Source organism: Vibrio clamense, assembly GCF_050337905.1.
Taxonomy (GTDB): Bacteria; Pseudomonadota; Gammaproteobacteria; order Enterobacterales; family Vibrionaceae; genus Vibrio; species Vibrio cortegadensis.
The window spans coordinates 43,803-61,038 of the sequence record NZ_JAKJTJ010000020.1; the positions used below are offsets into that span (position 1 = coordinate 43,803).

General features: G+C 39.5%; 14 protein-coding genes and 1 tRNA gene. 11 read left to right on the forward strand and 4 right to left on the reverse strand.

Annotated elements, in window-relative coordinates:
* Window positions 1–72 precede the first annotated feature (72 nt).
* Window positions 73–1,239, reverse strand: a complete 1,167-nt coding sequence (locus tag L4C39_RS05315) for an amidohydrolase (RefSeq protein WP_429744871.1) — start codon at window positions 1,237–1,239, stop codon at window positions 73–75.
* Window positions 1,240–1,569: 330 nt separating this feature from the next.
* On the opposite strand from L4C39_RS05315, the gene L4C39_RS05320 reads away from it, so the two are divergent.
* The gene (locus L4C39_RS05320) at window positions 1,570–3,096 is read left to right on the forward strand and encodes a YfcC family protein (protein ID WP_113799936.1); all 1,527 of its coding nucleotides are present in this window, start codon (window positions 1,570–1,572) and stop codon (window positions 3,094–3,096) included.
* Window positions 3,097–3,224: 128 nt separating this feature from the next.
* Here the strand turns inward: L4C39_RS05320 and L4C39_RS05325 are convergent, their stop codons facing one another.
* The 3 genes from L4C39_RS05325 to yejK all read right to left on the reverse strand — a co-directional run bounded on the left by L4C39_RS05325 (window position 3,225) and on the right by yejK (window position 6,509).
* A complete protein-coding gene (locus L4C39_RS05325; protein WP_113799934.1) occupies window positions 3,225–4,040 on the reverse strand; it encodes a bifunctional 5,10-methylenetetrahydrofolate dehydrogenase/5,10-methenyltetrahydrofolate cyclohydrolase in 816 nt (271 codons plus the stop codon).
* Between the two features lie 15 nt (window positions 4,041–4,055).
* Window positions 4,056–5,411 carry an Hpt domain-containing protein gene (locus L4C39_RS05330; protein WP_429744874.1) on the reverse strand — a complete coding sequence of 452 codons (1,356 nt, stop codon included), beginning with the start codon at window positions 5,409–5,411 and terminating at the stop codon, window positions 4,056–4,058.
* A 96-nt stretch (window positions 5,412–5,507) separates the two neighbouring features.
* Window positions 5,508–6,509, reverse strand: coding sequence for a nucleoid-associated protein YejK (gene yejK / locus L4C39_RS05335; RefSeq protein ID WP_017053605.1), 1,002 nt, complete (start codon window positions 6,507–6,509; stop codon window positions 5,508–5,510).
* Between the two features lie 82 nt (window positions 6,510–6,591).
* Here yejK and L4C39_RS05340 point away from each other — a divergent pair, with 82 nt between their 5' ends.
* From L4C39_RS05340 to L4C39_RS05385, 10 genes are all read left to right on the forward strand, one after another.
* Entirely contained in the window at window positions 6,592–6,819 is a 228-nt protein-coding gene (locus L4C39_RS05340; protein ID WP_017053604.1) for a YejL family protein, read from the forward strand.
* A 26-nt stretch (window positions 6,820–6,845) separates the two neighbouring features.
* A complete protein-coding gene (locus tag L4C39_RS05345) occupies window positions 6,846–8,657 on the forward strand; it encodes a DUF3413 domain-containing protein (protein ID WP_429744877.1) in 1,812 nt (603 codons plus the stop codon).
* Window positions 8,658–8,915: 258 nt separating this feature from the next.
* Window positions 8,916–9,006, forward strand: a tRNA-Ser gene (locus tag L4C39_RS05350).
* 225 nt (window positions 9,007–9,231) lie between these two features.
* Window positions 9,232–10,176, forward strand: coding sequence for a DUF4382 domain-containing protein (locus L4C39_RS05355; RefSeq protein WP_113799928.1), 945 nt, complete (start codon window positions 9,232–9,234; stop codon window positions 10,174–10,176).
* A 552-nt stretch (window positions 10,177–10,728) separates the two neighbouring features.
* A complete protein-coding gene (gene vpsL / locus L4C39_RS05360; RefSeq protein ID WP_429744879.1) occupies window positions 10,729–12,129 on the forward strand; it encodes an exopolysaccharide biosynthesis glycosyltransferase VpsL in 1,401 nt (466 codons plus the stop codon).
* A 21-nt stretch (window positions 12,130–12,150) separates the two neighbouring features.
* Complete coding sequence (locus tag L4C39_RS05365) at window positions 12,151–13,338, forward strand: outer membrane beta-barrel protein (RefSeq protein WP_429744881.1); 1,188 nt, start codon at window positions 12,151–12,153, stop codon at window positions 13,336–13,338.
* Between the two features lie 6 nt (window positions 13,339–13,344).
* Entirely contained in the window at window positions 13,345–13,863 is a 519-nt protein-coding gene (gene vpsN, locus L4C39_RS05370) for an exopolysaccharide export protein VpsN (RefSeq protein WP_017053511.1), read from the forward strand.
* A 7-nt stretch (window positions 13,864–13,870) separates the two neighbouring features.
* On the forward strand, window positions 13,871–16,078 hold the full coding sequence (gene vpsO, locus L4C39_RS05375; RefSeq protein WP_113799922.1) for an exopolysaccharide regulatory tyrosine autokinase VpsO: 2,208 nt from the start codon (window positions 13,871–13,873) through the stop codon (window positions 16,076–16,078).
* A complete protein-coding gene (locus L4C39_RS05380; protein WP_429744883.1) occupies window positions 16,078–16,785 on the forward strand; it encodes a VpsP family polysaccharide biosynthesis protein in 708 nt (235 codons plus the stop codon). Before vpsO ends, L4C39_RS05380 begins: the two co-directional genes overlap by 1 nt.
* Entirely contained in the window at window positions 16,782–17,228 is a 447-nt protein-coding gene (locus L4C39_RS05385; RefSeq protein ID WP_017053508.1) for a VanZ family protein, read from the forward strand. The genes L4C39_RS05380 and L4C39_RS05385 overlap by 4 nt, the downstream gene beginning before the upstream one ends.
* Window positions 17,229–17,236: the final 8 nt, after the last annotated feature.

Below are 17,236 nucleotides of genomic sequence, written 5' to 3' on the forward strand. Positions count from 1 at the left end.
TCACGCTGAAAAAAAGGAGACGTAAATGTCTCCTTTTTTGTATCTATTCACTCTGCTATGAAGCACTAATCGTTAGCGATGATGCAACTGCTGGATGATTCCAGTAAACATAGCACTTGCAGTCTCAATCAATTGATCAGGAAAATCATAGTCTGGATTATGCAGTTGTGGATGCTCTGCCCCACTCCCAATACAGAACAGAGCGCCCGGCCACTTAGCCAAAAACTCAGAGACATCTTCCGACCAACGCATTGGCTCATCTAACTCCACCAGCGGTAAACCAATTTTTTCTGCTTGTTGGCACACGATGTCACAATGTTTTGGAGAGTTCATCACGGCATTGAATGACTCTTGCCACTCGACATGACAGGTAAGATTATCTCGAACCGCTATTTCAGATACGGTTTCCAGCAGATCAGATTTCATTTTCTCAAATAGCGGCCCATCATCACTTCTCAGCGTTGCCATCACTGTCGCTTTGCCCGGAGCCGTACCGAACGCCTCTTCACCCAGATAAGCATGAACCACCGTCACTAACGTAAACGCTTCTGAGTACTTCTGTGGCAAGTTTTGCAAATACTGAATTAACTGAACCATCGCAGAGGTTGGGTTAATGCCATTCTCTGGTCTTGCAGCATGAGAAGTTTTTCCTTCCAATTCAACAATGACGCCCGTTGATGCACAAGCAAATGCGTTTGGTTTCACGATGATTGTATTTAATGGATAACCAGGGAGGTTATGATAAGCAAACACATGGTCAACATTTAACGTTGCTACTCTATTATCGTTCAGCATGCTAGCAGCACCCGTTCCAATCTCCTCCGCGGGTTGAAATAGTAGAACGACTTTCCCGAACTGAGGAGGTGTGATCGCGAGGTGTTTGGCAACCAGCATCAGACTTGCGGTGTGCCCATCGTGTCCACAAGCATGCATCACGCCTTCATGTCGAGAGCAATGCGCGATGCTATTTTTCTCGGAAATAGGCAGTGCATCGAAATCGGCTCTCAATAACGTAGTGTCACCCGCAACGCCGCTTTCGATGGTACAGATCACCCCATTCCCTCCGATTTGAGTGACAGGGAACAGCCCAAATTCGCGCAATTGTGCTGCGATCAATGTCGCGGTATTGACTTCATTAAGTGAGAGTTCAGGGTATTGATGAAGCTGTCGACGAAATTCAGTCGCGTTGAAATCAGAAAGAGTCGAAACCAAGTTATCCATATTGTAAACATCAGTCATTAATCCAAAAAGAAAGACTACTGCGGTTCATAAATCGGGTATGTGATGATAATCTCAAAAACATCATGATTATATTTATTTCACTTTCATCTAACTATGCGAATAATATGCCCATTTTATTCACGTTAATATTATATCTGCAATTTTTGTTTACCAATTCAATAATTGCGAACGCATGAAAAGTAATATATCAGATTTAAAAATCAATGATAAAATATCAAACTTAACTCATACTTTGAGACTTATACTGCAAAAATAATTCTTGTAAACGATTAGTTTACGATCACTTGGCTAGTGTCTATCCGCCAAATATAATCTAGAGGATATATTATGCAGATTGCAAAAGAATCAAATAGATCTATTCAGTTTCCTACTGCTTTTACCATTCTTTTTATCATTATGATCATTGCGATCGGGCTTACATGGGTTATTCCCGCAGGCTCGTATTCAAAACTGTCATATAACGCTAGCGATAATACATTAGATATTACCAGCCCAATGGGCAATGTAACGACAGTAACAGCGACTCAAAGCGAATTAAAAGAATTAAATGTCAATATTGATATTGAGCAATTTACTAGTGGGACGATTCGTAAACCCATCGCGATACCAGATACTTACTTGCAATTAGAAAATGTCCCCAAAGGTTTAGGAGATATTGCTGTCAGCATGGTGGAAGGCACAATTGAGGGTGCCGATATTATCGTATTTATTTTGATTCTTGGGGGAATGATCGGCGTTATCAATAAAACAGGTGCGTTTAACGCTGGCCTAATAAGCCTCTCAGAGAAAACAAAAGGTCGCGAGTTTTTATTTGTTGCACTTGTGTGTGTCGTGATGGCTTTAGGAGGCACAACATGTGGTCTAGAGGAGGAAGCGGTCGCCTTCTACCCTATTCTTGTTCCAATTTTCCTTGCCCTCGGTTTTGATTCGATTGTGTGTGTTGGTGCCATATTTTTAGCGGCCTCTATTGGTACTGCATTCTCTACCATTAACCCGTTTTCAGTCGTCATTGCATCTAACGCTGCGGGTATCTCCTTTACAGAAGGCTTAGGAGTAAGAGCATTCGGCTTGGTTGTCGGCACTGCAACCGTGATTGGCTATCTGTACTGGTACTGTAAAAAAATCAAAGCCGATCCTTCGTTTTCATATACTTACTCTGATAGAGAATCGTTTAAACAACGATTTTTGAAAGACAGCAATATGGAGCAAAAAACACCGTTTACTCTTCGTAGAAAGATCATTCTCACGCTCTTTGCTATCGCCTTTCCTATGATGGTTTGGGGTGTATCAATGGCTGGTTGGTGGTTCCCTCAAATGGCGGCATCTTTCTTAACGATTGCGATCATCATTATTTTCATTTCGGGGCTTGGTGAGAAGGAGGCGGTAGAAGCGTTTACTCAAGGTGCATCTGAGTTGGTAGCAGTATCTCTCATTATTGGTATGGCGCGTGGAGTGAATATTGTCCTTGAACAGGGAATGATATCTGACACTATTTTAGCTTATGCTTCCGATTTGGTTTCTGGTATGCATGGGAGTATTTTTGCTGTCTCTCAAATGTTTGTCTTTTTCTTCCTAGGTTTGGTTGTCCCTTCTTCATCGGGGCTAGCGGTATTATCGATGCCAATTATGGCTCCACTCGCTGACACGGTGGGAATTCCAAGAGATATTGTGGTCTCTGCCTATAACTGGGGTCAATATGCGATGCTATTCTTAGCGCCAACAGGTCTAGTTCTTGTAACACTCCAAATGCTAGGAATCCCATTTAATAAATGGGTCAAATTTGTATTCCCCATTGTTTTGTTCTTACTTGCCTTTGGTACTATTTTATTAACTGCTCAAGTTATGATGCTTTAATATCAAGATCGATCAGGTTTAAATAAATAACACATCTAGCTATTAAGTTCACTATTGAACCCAATAGCTAGAATTATTTTTAATAATAAAATTCAAGCCGTAGTAATGACATTGAATATTTATTAAGATTAATCTTTACCGTAAATCTCAGCAAGTTTAATCGCATTACCCAATACATGTAAACACGTTAACCGACCAACGCCTCCTGGTACTGGCGTAATAGCCGCAGAAGATAGAATGCCATCGTGGTGTTTAATATCACCTACTAACTTTCCATCCACGCGATTAATGCCAACATCAATAATAAGCTGGCCTTCAATAAACTGGGAGTTGTCTAAAATACCGTGAGCCCCCGTCGCCACAACAATGACATCGTACTTGTTCCAATCAACCACATTAAGATCAGAGCGACTGTTGAAACTTGCTACGGTACTTTGGCGATTAATCAATTCGATAACCAACGGCTTACCAACAATGTTACTGCGCCCGACGACCGCAACTTTTAAGCCTGAAAAATTATATTCACCGCAATGAGCTGCAATAATATCGATTGTAGCTTGGACAGTGCATGGCAAAACCGCACTCTGCCCTAAAACCAACAAACCTAACGCTTCAGAGCCAAACCCATCAACATCCACAACGGCTGGAAGATCGGGTGCAACAAGCCCATTTGGTAGCGGAAGCTGAAATAAAATAGGATGTGTCGCCGATGCAGCTAAACCATCAAGATCTGACTGACTTGTTCCAACTTGCGGTAATGTGATGTGATTGCACTCTAGATTGAGCTCGGAGAACAATCGAATTTTATTATTTACATAGACTTTACTTGCCGGATCATCCCCAACGGTGACAATTGTTAGTTTTACAGCAAGTTGTTGATCGCTGATCTTATTTTTTAATTCGACTAATTTATCTTCATATATCGTATTGATTACTGATTTCATCTCTAAACTCTAATCTCAATCTAACTGTAAATATTCTTTCGTTGCTGATATGGCATCAGCGAGAGCTTTAGATAAAGTACTCAGCTGAGCCTCACTGACGGGTTCTGACTGTTTTAGGGCTATCTCAATTTCAGTCGCAATTTCTCTTAAAGGCATAGCACCCAAACTCCCCGCCACCCCTTTCAAACTATGTGCTTTACGTTGCGCAGCCTCTAGGTCGGTATCAAGCAACTCCTTTAGTGAAATGGCATCATTAGTGTGATCTTGAACAAACACCTCTAATAACATTGCGACTGACTCGTCATCACCATTCATGGTTGCAAGCATTGCTTCTATATCAATGACTGCTGAAGCATTTGGTGCATCTATCGCTTTTTGTTTCTCGATACGATCTTGATCAGAATCACCCAGTACATCACTATCGAGAACATCGGTACTCTGTGGCTGATGGAATGCTGGTTCATCAATATCGTGAGTATTTCGAACAGCCTCCGTTGCCCTCCCCTCAGAGAATGCCATAACTTCTGCATCATTCAAAGGCTCACCATCACCACCTTCAATCAACTCATGCTCTCCATTTTGGACAGCGCTTGCACTTTCACTCGATGTTTGGACAAAAAATCGGATAAATGTAAGCATTGAAAGAGCAATAAAACTTAACACTATTGCCAACATCATATACATGCCTTGCATGTCATGAAGTTCATCTTCAAAAGCAGAAAGCTGATCGTGAACTGAATGTTTAATTAATTTCTCTACGTAATAATTTACCTGCGCGTACTCACTTAATAGCACCGATGCACTTGATAATTGTACCTGTAGTTGCTTTCGCTCATCCTGATCTAAAGCTTGCGAAGCAATTAAAATACGATCAAATGCTCGGTATATTTCTGAATTCGATTGACTTTCCGCATACAACGCTTGGAAAGTGTATGCCGAAATTTCGTTATATAGGTTTACCACTTGCTCCGAATTATCGCTATGCGCTCTTGATTCATTGATATCTTGTGCCAAATTTTTAACTTTTACTTCAACTGACAGAAAATCTCGAACATCTTCTAAAAAGCGATCGGTAACATACAGCAGTTGGTTCACATCAGGCAGAAATGGTTTAGATTTGAAATTCGATTCAACTTGCAGACGTAATGAGTAAATGAGCTGAACATCAAGGGCTATGTCATCAACCTGTACGGCTCGAAACGGTTCTGGGAAGTATAATGTACTACGAAGATCATTGACTCGGTTCCCCAACTCTTCAACTGCAACCAAATTTTGATGGGCAGTACGGCTCTGTAACACAAGAAATACCGAGCTAATCCCCCACAAAACAAGAGTAACTAGAATAATTTTAAATTGAAGACTATATCCCATCTGCCGTTGCATAAATCATGTCCATATTTTAATGCTTGAATAACAAGCATATAAGAAAGGTGAGCATTTTCAAAACTCACCTTTCATCTTACCCCTTTATTTATTTCGAGTTAATTGATCTCTCAAGTTTGGAGGGGTTCCTTTAATGGTTAATGTATCCGTTTCTGGATCGTAGAAAACACGCTCTCCTAAAAGTAAGCTATCAAAGCTCACATTTAGCCCGCCACCAGCACCCACATATTTCGTTAGCTTGCGAATGGTAGAACGATCTGCAGGGAAACTCTCTTCGAGTTCATACCCTTGCTCTTGAGTGTAATCTAAGAAACTGGTTCCATCGGTGCTTGCTGGCAACTCTCCGGACAATTCGCTCACTTCAACTTCATCACCCGATTTAAGCTGCTCATTACAGTAATCATAAACCTGCTTTTTATAGCTTACTGCTTCTTCTTTCTCTAGTTTAGAATCTGAAACAAAATCTTCAACAGCTTGCATCAAGACCTGATTCTGCTGTTTAGTATCAAGCCCAACTTCAGCTTGTAAGAAATCTAAGAAGAAATCAGCGACTTTGCGACCAACACGGCCTTTGATATAGGCCAAGTAACGATTGGAATCTTTATCAGTTTCATAGCTAGAGAGATCAATACGAGCCGCGATGTCCATTTTCGAAATATCAAGATAATCAGTTGCGCTGATATCAAGGCCTTCGGTGACTTTTAGGCTCTCATTCGAAGGTAATAACGCAATAAAAAGGTAGTCCGTAGAAAGTGATTGGTACTCCGCTAAAACGAGGGTACCTTCATCTGCAAATGGGTATTTAGACAGCTCATCTTTGAGACGTAAAGCACTGGCCTGAGAAAAATCGTAGAAGCTACGCTCATTTTTACGAAGCTCTTGCAACCATTGCTGAAAATCACTGTCCTCTTTAAAAGAACCAAAACCCTTGCCTGCTTTGGAGTTGAATACACGATGCAGTTCAGCAACTAAACTTTCTGTTGATGAATCATTCGCTAAGGATTCTGCACGGTAGTTAACGACCAGTTCTTCCTGATCGTTTTTGCGAAGTTGGTGTAAAATAACATTGGATAGATTAAGGCTCATAGAAAATATTATCGTTCAGGTTTCAGTTGTAGTGAATAGTAGGTTATTATAAGCCGCTTTTACTATCATTATTAGAGTCTTTATGCCGATTACATCTAAATACAGCGATCAACAAGTTGAAACTATCCTAGCAGAAGTAGCTGCAGTACTTGAGAAACATAGTGCTACTCCTGAGCTTTCACTGATGATTGCGGGAAATATCGCAACCAATGTCTTAAATCAGAACGTTGCTGCTTCACAACGTGTTGCAATTGCTGAAAAATTTGCTCAAGCCTTAGTGTCTTCACTAGCTGAAACAAAAACCCACTAATTTCAGAACGGATAAAAGAACAATAAATGGTAGATAGCGGAAATTCTTACGGTGAACGAGTATCACGACTAGTTGGATGGGGGCATTGGTTTGCTTTTTTCAACATCATAGCGGCGATGCTTGTTGGTACACGTTATATCACCCAATCACCTTGGCCTGAAACTCTTTTAGGACAAAGCTATTTGGCTTTTTCTTGGGTTGGGCATTTTGGGTTCTTGGTTTTCGCTCTCTACCTATTGATTCTTTTTCCACTTACGTTTGCGATCCCCTCCCGTAAACTGTTCAGATTAATCGCCGTCTGTTTTGCTACGGTAGGATTAACCGTTTTACTCGTCGATACACAAGCCTATCAGAGTATCAACTTACACTTAACGCCTGTCGTCTGGGAGTTACTTTTCACCGATGAAAAAAGTGCGGTAAGTTCAGAACTGCAACACTTATTCATTGTTCTACCTTTGATATTTCTACTAGAACTTGGATTGTCAGAGTGGGTTTGGCGTAAGCAAAGAAAACTGTCGCATAAACATATTGGTCGCCCTTTGGCTGCCGTCTTCTTTTTGAGCTTCATGGCCAGTCATGTTGTCTATATTTGGGCTGACGCCTATTTTTATGGCCCAATAACAAGCCAGAAAGCCAACTTTCCACTGTCTTACCCAATGACAGCAAAAAGCTTTATGGAAAAGCATGGTTTACTGGACCGTGATGAATACTTAAAACGCTTAGAACAAAATGAGAATAATGTTGATTTAGTTCGATACCCGCTTGAAACGATCAAGTTTAACCGTCGTGGCGAGAACTTGAATGTATTGATCGTAAGCGTCAATAATCTTCGGGCGGATATGTTAAATGCAGAGACGATGCCTAACAGCTATCAATTTGCTCAAGATAACTTGAACTTTACCAACCACTACAGCTCTAGCAATGATATGTACGGTATGTTTGGGTTGTTTTATGGCCTACCAAGCAGTTATGCAAGTAGCATTAAAGCGCAAGGCACAAGTCCTATTCTTCTTTCGGTTTTAGAAGATCAAGGTTATTCCACTGGACTATTTAGTGGTGATAACTTCGATGACACTCTCTATTCAGAAGTTATTTTCCGCAGCCAGCAATTAGCGAATCAACAAGAGAATAGTGATAATGAGCTTCATAGTGATAGCTCAGCCATTAATAACTGGGATATCTGGGTTAAAAACCAAGCTTCTTCTCCTTGGTTTAGCTTCATCGAACTGACAACCGTAGACAATTTTAGTGATTATGGTGATCATACCGATACATTAGAAGCAAGTGATCGCTTCCAGATTGATTACGCAAAATCGGCTCAAGCGGCTGATATTGAACTAAGCAAGCTCTATTCATCTCTTAATGATTTAGAGCTATTGCAAAACACTATTGTCGTTATTACTTCAAATCACGGTAGCGAGTTCAATGAAACCCAAACAAATAGTTGGGGCTCTAACGGTAATTACAGTCGCTACCAATTACAGGTACCTATGGTCATTCATTGGCCAGGCAAGCTTGCCGCTCAGTTTACTCATCAATCTAGCCACCTAGATTTCTCAGTCACACTATTGCAAGATCTACTAGGTGTTTCTTCCAACCCAAATGATTTTAGCAGCGGTAAAAGTCTATTTGATGAGAATAAACGTAAGTGGATTTTGGCGGGTGATAGCCGAGAGTTAGCGCTGATTACCAGCAACAAAACAACTGTGATTGATAAGTTTGGTAACTATAAGCTTTACGACAGCAACTACAATCGCTTGAAAGATCAGAACCCTAAGTTACCCGTCTTAATGCAAGGGTTAACTGAGCTGCAAAGGTTTTACACCAAAAGTAAGTAGCATCAAGATTTAGATACTTAAAGGGGGGAGCTTATTGAGCTCCCCCTTTATTTTTCCCTAGCAAAATATCTGCCCATTAATGAGTAAGTAGAACTCAGCATTTAGTTAACAAACCCTTTAAAATACATATAGATATAACAAAATGTTTACCTTTAAAATGTGCGAATAATTTTTTTTGCTATAAATGCGCATAATTTGTCCAAACGAACTCATTAGGGCTTTACAAGTTTTTAGAGTCCTTATATTATTCAACGCACTGGAGGGATGGCTGAGTGGTCGAAAGCACCGGTCTTGAAAACCGGCAACCGTTAATAGCGGTTCTAGGGTTCAAATCCCTATCCCTCCACCACTTTTGAAGAAACCGCTAATTATTTAGCGGTTTTTTTTCGTCTGGGGTTTCTTGTATCAAGATCTACTCTTCTCAGATTGTCATATTTCCTAAATACTCTCATTTTAGTTTTCGTTTGTACTTTTCTGCTTTTTCCTGCCGTTTTTCAGCACTTACTTGTCCTAACCCGAATAGCATGACTGAACTATCCCATACTAATGGAAGGTACTTCACGGAGCTTTCATTATGAGATACATCACTTCAGCATTGTTACTGTGCAGCCCTGTGCTATTCATTGGCTGCGGGGGCGAGAGTTCAACACCACACTACTCAAATGTCACTGTCGCAGTGTCTGATGCGCCAGTAGACACTGCATCAGAAGTTGTCATTGCCTTTCATCAAATTGAGCTAGTACAAGAAGATGATTCGATCTTTATCGATATTAGTTCGGAGAACGGCGCAAAAGATTACGCACAAGTTGATCTCATTCAATATCAAAATACCGATACTTTTGTTTTAGTGGAAGATCAGCAAGTCCCAATAGGAACTTACCAAAATGTGATCCTACACATATCACCAGATGCTGGGTTAAATTATGTCGTGGATGACACTCTTGGCCAACTGCCTCTGAAACAACCAAGTAATAAGTTACGTCTTGGTGAATTGGTTATTGAAGGTAGCGATGAAAGTTATGTGATCGAGTTTGATTTACGCCAAGCATTGGTGATGAGGGGTAACTCAAACAATAATAACGGCTACATTTTAAAACCACATGGCGTGACGATTATTAATAATGATATCTCCTCCTCTCTTGCTGGTGCTGTTGAACCCAATTTGTTACTTGGCAATGAATGCAACGTGGATGGTTTAGGATTCGTTTATCTCTATCAAGGCCATCAACTCGATAGCTCGTTATTCGTTGACTTGTTTGATGGTGACATAGTACAGAATAATCCTGTTCCACAAGGAAGCATCGCTCCTCATGCTTCGGTTGCGGTCAGTGAACAGAATGAATACGCATTTGGCTTTTTGGAACCAGGAGAGTACACAGTGGCGCTCAGTTGCGACGCCAGTGGTGATGACTCAGAGCAATACGATGGTTTAAGTATTCCGCTTCCTGTGAATCAGGTATTCGAAGTCAGCCTTACTGATGGACAACTGAGTGTCATCAATTTTAGCTCTATCCCATAACGGTGCAAATTGGTGGTCGAGCACGCTCTACTTCGCCGCGAATAATTAAGACTTAGCTCTTAATACACTTAACTAAAATACATAGCGACTAGTGCCCACTTTTCGTTGTGTATTTTAACCTAAACCCTGTGTATCGCTATTCAACGACTTATCAGGATATATCTACAAAGTTCAGACACCTTTCCTCGTCACTCCCCCTCTCAGAATAAAGTGAATCTCGATATGGCTCATAAAGCAATACTAGATCATTTACATTGCAATAGATTCCTAGAAATATTCTCTAACTTGAGACATCTCAATAATGATTCATTATATATTTGACTTACCATAGGTCACTTATAAAAAGAACGACATATATTAAGAACATGGATAGAAAACAAACACTGAAATTAAATTTAATCTCACCAAGATTCATCAATAATAAAATAAACAACAAATATCATCACTGTCTTATTTTTGATGCACTACCTACTATTGTAATCACTGCTACTTAATATGAGAATGCGCTACTTAATTTATGTTTTAACCAATAGCAGGTAGGAGATCTTGTTTATGGGTGAAAAAGGAAAAATCCGTATTACGAGTTATCAAGGTAAGGTTTTCTATCGGTTAATTGATGCTTTTGTAATACTGGTTACTATGTATGTAGCAATAAAGTACCATAATCATGTTGTAAATATGTCGTATGTTTCAATGGGATTATTGGGTGTTTTATTCTATAGCTTTATAGCCGAGAGCCTTGATATATATAGTGGTTGGCACACAACAAAGATCCGCGATTTATCACTACATACCGCATGCTGCTGGGGATTTTCAGTTTGTTGTTTAGCATTAGTTGGGTATTTCACAAAAACTGGTCACGATTTTTCTCGCTTAATTTTAGGATTCTGGTTTATAGGATCGCTATTTTTCCTCTTATTTTGGCGTTCAATTGCCTTTACTTTTGTTTATTATTTACACAAGAAAGGAATACATACTACTGATGCTGTAATCATTGGTATGACTCCCCAAGGTTTAAGATTATCTGAAAGCCTTACTAATAATCCAAAATTTGGAATAAAAATGGCTGGATTCTATGATGATAGAAAAGTTGATCGACTAAATAGCCAAATATCTGTTTTGGGTAAAGTCAATGATGCTTTGAAGTTAGCGAAAAATGGCAAAGTAAAAAGTGTTTATATAGCGTTGCCAATGCAGGCTCAGAATAGAATCAGTACTATTTTAGATGCATTTTCTGACAGTACAGTTAACACTTATATTGTTCCTGATTTTTTCACTTTCAATTTGCTTCACTCTCGTTGGTATACCATTGGTGACGTTAATGCTTTTAGTATCTCAGACACACCATTCAATGGAAATAAACTCGCAACATGGTTAAAAAGGTTTGAAGACCTTGTATTAAGCACTTTGATACTGATTCTTATAAGTCCTGTACTCATTGCCGTGGCTATTGGCGTAAAATTGAGCTCACCAGGCCCCATTATTTTTAAGCAGATGCGATATGGATTAGATGGGAAGAAGATTAAAGTATGGAAATTCAGGAGTATGAGTGTCACGGATAACGATTCTAAAGTAGTGCAAGCAACTAAGAACGATCCACGTGTTACTCCATTTGGTTCATTTATTCGAAAGACATCGCTCGATGAATTACCACAGTTCATTAATGTGCTTCAAGGAGGGATGTCTATTGTAGGTCCTCGTCCACATGCCGTTGCCCATAATGAAGAGTATCGCACCATTGTTAATCGATACATGCTAAGACATAAAGTAAAGCCTGGCATCACTGGATGGGCCCAAATTAATGGCTGGCGTGGCGAAACAGATACGCTCGATAAAATGGAAAAAAGAGTTCAATTTGATTTGGACTACATACACCATTGGTCTCTGTGGTTTGACATTAAAATTGTTTTCTTAACGATTTTTAAAGGATTCGTTGGCAAAAATGCCTACTAGAAATGGACTAAGTGTACTCAAATGAAATTTTCCAACGTGAAGCCAGCGGTTTTATTCAGCTTAACACTAGTTAGCGCAACGGCTGTACTTGCTAAGCCAGAGCCGCATCCCATCATAACTGAGTCAGGGATCGCCATCGTGCCCTTTCTCAATTTATCAGTAGGTTACAATGATAATATCGCTAAATCAGACAGTAATTTTGATCGCTCTAGCTTTTCCATTGTAGAGCCTGGAGTAAGCGTCGCATTTGAACCAACAGGGCAAAAACATGTAGCCGTTTACCGCCTACAGCGTGGTGATTTTTTTAGCTCAAGTAAAGATAACTTTACCGATCATTTCTTTGATTGGTCAAGTCAGTGGGATCTTCATTCAAAACACAAAGTGAACCTAAACTATTCACTTGCATTAGCTCATGAAAGCCGCGGTGATAACGAAGAAACTCTCAACCTTTTATACAACAAATACCACAGTACTCAAGTGAACATTGGTTACATCTACGGTGGCGACAATAGCAAAGGAAAACTAGAAACAAATCTAGGATGGGGAGAGCTTGATTACAAAAATAATCAACAAGTCACCCAATATCAAAGTTGGGAAGAGCTACGCTTCAATAGCACATTTTATTACGATGCACTTCCAAAAACATCTCTGCTGTTTCAAATCATAGCGAACGATAGAACCTATGACCTTACGGCTCCAGGTTCATCATCCAAGGACAGTAAGCACTACTTTACTTATTTGGGCACATCTTGGGACGCGACAGAGAAACTACAAGGTAGTGCAAAACTTGGTGCGCAATATAAGAACTTTGATTCATCCTTACGAGATGATTTTAAATCATTCTCCTGGGATATTAATGTCACTTATCTCATTAGATCATATTCAGCCATCCAACTCATCACCAATAGACGCTCTATGGATGCTGATGGGATTGGTAATGCTATTGATGCGAAAAACTATAACGTCAATTGGGTCCATAACTGGAATCAAAAAGTTTCAACTAAAGCTGAAATATCACGATTGGACGAAGACTATATTGGATCGGCACGAAAAGACGAAACGACCAACCTTACTTTAAATTTTGACTATGATTTTCGCCGATGGCTAACTCTCAGACTAGGCTATGGCATTGAGTCCAAAGACTCCAATATAAATACAATGAATTATGATCAGAATATCTATTATTTGGCCATTGAAGGTGTGATGTAACTTACGATGAAGTACGTGCTAGTAATTATTTTAAGCTGTCTGTCCTTGTCTGTTCTGGCAAGTGAAGCGCTATACAAGTTAGGTGTTGGCGACCAAATAAAAATTCAAGTTTATAATGAACCTGAGCTTTCTATGGAAATTCGCATCAGTGATAGCGGGCAAATAGACTACCCATTCTTAGGGCAAGTAAAACTCAAAGACAAAACGATAGAAGAAGTAAAAGTAGATATTCACGATGGGTTACTCGACGGCTACTTGATCAACCCGAATGTATTCGTAAGTGTGGTTGAATATCGCCCATATTACATTAATGGTGAAGTCGAGAATTCGGGTAGCTACCCATACAACCCTGGTTTAACAGTAAATAAAGCCATTACAATTGCTGGCGGCTTTACCGAACGAGCATCTAAAAAGAATATCTATATCTCGTCAAGTGATGATCCAAATATCAAGGCAACAAAAGTTACCTTGCTTCACAAAATTCAGCCCGGTGACATTCTCACTATCGAAGAAAGCTTTTTTTAGGTCTCCCATGGAAAACTCATTAATTAACAATAAATTGAATACAGATGAACCTCTGAATATTCGCCACTACTTTACCATTTTACTGAACTACAAATGGCGCATTCTCCTATTCTCAATAATGATGACAGCAATTGCAGTTCTGATTGTGCTATCAATACCATCACAATATACCGCAAAAGCTTCATTGCTCATTGAATCAAAACAAGCAAAAGCGGTCTCCATCGAAGACGTTTACGGTATTGATACAAAAAGCCAGGAATACTACCTTACTCAAATTGAAATTTTGAAGTCAGATCGAATTGCTGAAGAGGTTATTGCTCGTCTAAATTTAAACAGTAATCCAGAATTTGATCCAACCGTTGAAAAAAAACCAATGTTTGGATTGAATATTGACATTTTTGAACAATTTCCAGTCTTGAAAGCCTTCAAAAAAGAAGAGGTTCCTGCGTCAATAGAAGCGGCAGCGTATCGCAACAGCCGCTTGGTTCTTGCCAAATTCAAGCGGGGCCTAGAAATTAGGCCTATCAGAAAAACTCAGCTCGTGAGTATTCTTTATACAAGCAAGGATCCAAAACTATCAGCAAACATTGCCAATGAAATTGGTCGTGTTTTTATGGATAGCCACATTGAAGCAAAACTGGAAGTCGAGTTGAAAGCCAATACATGGCTAAACAATCGCATGGAAGAGTTAAGAGGAAAGTTAAGAACATCTGAAGCACAAATGCAAGACTTCTTAAAAACCGAAGGTCTGGTTGATATCAAAGGTGTAGAGAGCTTAGCATCTCAAGAACTTGCCGAGCTAACATCACAACTCAATAAAACCAGAGATCGCAGAGTTGCAGCTGAAACTCTGTTTTTAGTCGCTCAATCATACAGCCGTAAAGATAGTGATTTGTCTTCGCTCGCCTCTATTCCTGAAATATCCAATCACCCTATTATACGTGATGTAAAACTCGCTGAAGTTCAAGCTGAAAGAAAGGTTTCAGACTTATCTAAACGTTACGGTCCTAAACACCCATCTCTCAAGTCAGCACAAGCAGAATTAACATCCGTAAAACGAAACCTGAACTCTGAACTCAGACAGTTATTAAATGGTATCAATAATGAACTTCAAGCAGCGAAGCAGGCGGAAAAGTCATTACATAGAGAATTAAAGAAAAGAAAACTAGAGTTTCAAACACTCACTGTAAAAAATGCAAAATATTCTGAATTAAAACGCGAAGTACAAACCAATAGCGAGCTATTTGACCTATTTCTTAGTCGTCAGAAAGAGACCAGCGCATCCAGTGACTTTAATGCGACCATTGCGCGTTTTACTGATTTTGCAAATCCTCCATTGTCACCAAGCAAGCCAAACAGAAAACTAATTGTGGTACTGGTTTTCATAGCCTCTTTCGGATTTGCTTGTGTCATGGCATTCATGGCCGATGCAGTCAATGACACGTTCGTTGATATCAAACAAGTAGAAAAACAGCTTTCATTAAGCATTTTAGGCGTAATTCCAGAAATAAAAGTGAAAGGTCAGTTAAAGCTTAAGTCCTACTTTGATAGTAAATTCAGAGATTTAACAGAAGCGATCAGAACAATTCGAACAGGATACTTGCTCGCCAACACCAACAAAGAAGCCCATGTTGTGATGGTCACATCATCGTTGCCAGAAGAAGGAAAGACAACTTCAAGCATCAACTTAGCTTTTTCGCTTTCACAAATGGAAAAAACACTCCTTATAGATTGCGACTTAAGAAAACCATCTATTGCACATCGCTTTGATGTTCCAGGGTCTCAACCTGGTGTAACCAACTTGCTCACTAGAACTCATAGCTATAAAGACTGCATATACACAGATGAAGAGTCGAATTTAGATATTTTGACGGCAGGTGTTTTAACCAATAACCCGTTAGAACTGATTTCTTCAGAGGAATTTAAATTATTAATAAATAAGCTAAAAACTGTCTACACAAGGATTGTTATTGATACACCACCTTGCCTTGCCGTAAGTGATAGCTTTATGCTGACTCAATATGTCGACTCGACGATATTAGTCATTAATGCGGCACATACTAGAACTAAAGTTGTCCGTGATGTGGTCGGAAAATTAGCACAGCAAGGCGTCAGAATTGATGGCGTTATTCTAAACAAACTAAACGTCAAGAAAGCAGCACATTATGGTGGATATCATCAGTACCAATCCTACTATGGTTCTGAAAACTCTTAATGTCCAACTCAAAAGTACAATATAATTTTTATTTCAAACCTCTTAGATGGCTTGCCATCTTTGGGGCCTTGGCGATGGTATATTTCTCATTCTGCTTTGGCGTAGCATCTGTCTACGCCTCTGCTGCCGAGAAAAATATAGAGCGTTGGTCCATTCGTCCAGACAGCGTAACATTAGAAAACATATCAGAAACAAAAACAATCGCATTAAAAGCAATTAGTCTCCAACCTTCTCATCCTCACTACTTTAATATACTAGGTAAGATCTATGAGTGGGAAGCCTTTCTCAAGAATTCAACTGACAGAAAAAATAGTTTGATCCACGCTAAAAATGCTTATTTAGAAAGCGCATCATTAAGGCCAATATGGCCTGATACTTGGGCCGATTTAATTGTAGTCGACTCGCAATTAGATAGTAAAAATATCGTGCAATATATAAATAAAGCCGATAAATATGGGCCATTTACGCCTAAAGTAAACCAAACCGTTTCACAAGTTGGACTCATAAACTGGCAATTATTTACCTCACCACAAAAAAAACTAGCGCTAGATCATGCAGCACGAGCTTTAACTCATCCCAAAACCAGGGGTGACATGTATCGTTACCTTAAATCACAAGGCCAATTACACTCTGTATGTACTGCTATTGTTAAACACTCTAGGGACTATAATAATAATGTTCCTCTTTGCGATAGGTTTCTACAATGAATTCCACAATAAATAAAGTGATTAATAGACGCCCGATAGCACTGCTCGTTTTGACCTTAATCTCACTGGGCACCGCTCTACTCTCTCTATCGAAAACATTGAATAGCCATGGCAATAGCACATATTTGTTGGAGTACTACCTCGGGGGAGATTTATATTTACATTTTATCTGCGCTTTGCTCATTGCACTGATGTTTATTAGGGTACTTACAGCATTGCATGGCGTTAAATTCAGTACGATCTTCGCTTTTATTACAATTTCTTCATTTTGCTTGATTGATGAAAGTTTACAAATATTTTCAAGTACGAGGACATTCTCTTGGCTAGATATTACAGCAAGTTTATCCGGTATAACTTTTGCTGTTGTTATCGCTTATATGCTCAACCATGCTCATGGTCAACTAAAATATCGAACGAAAAAATATATTGTCGAAAAAACCTAATTATCTGG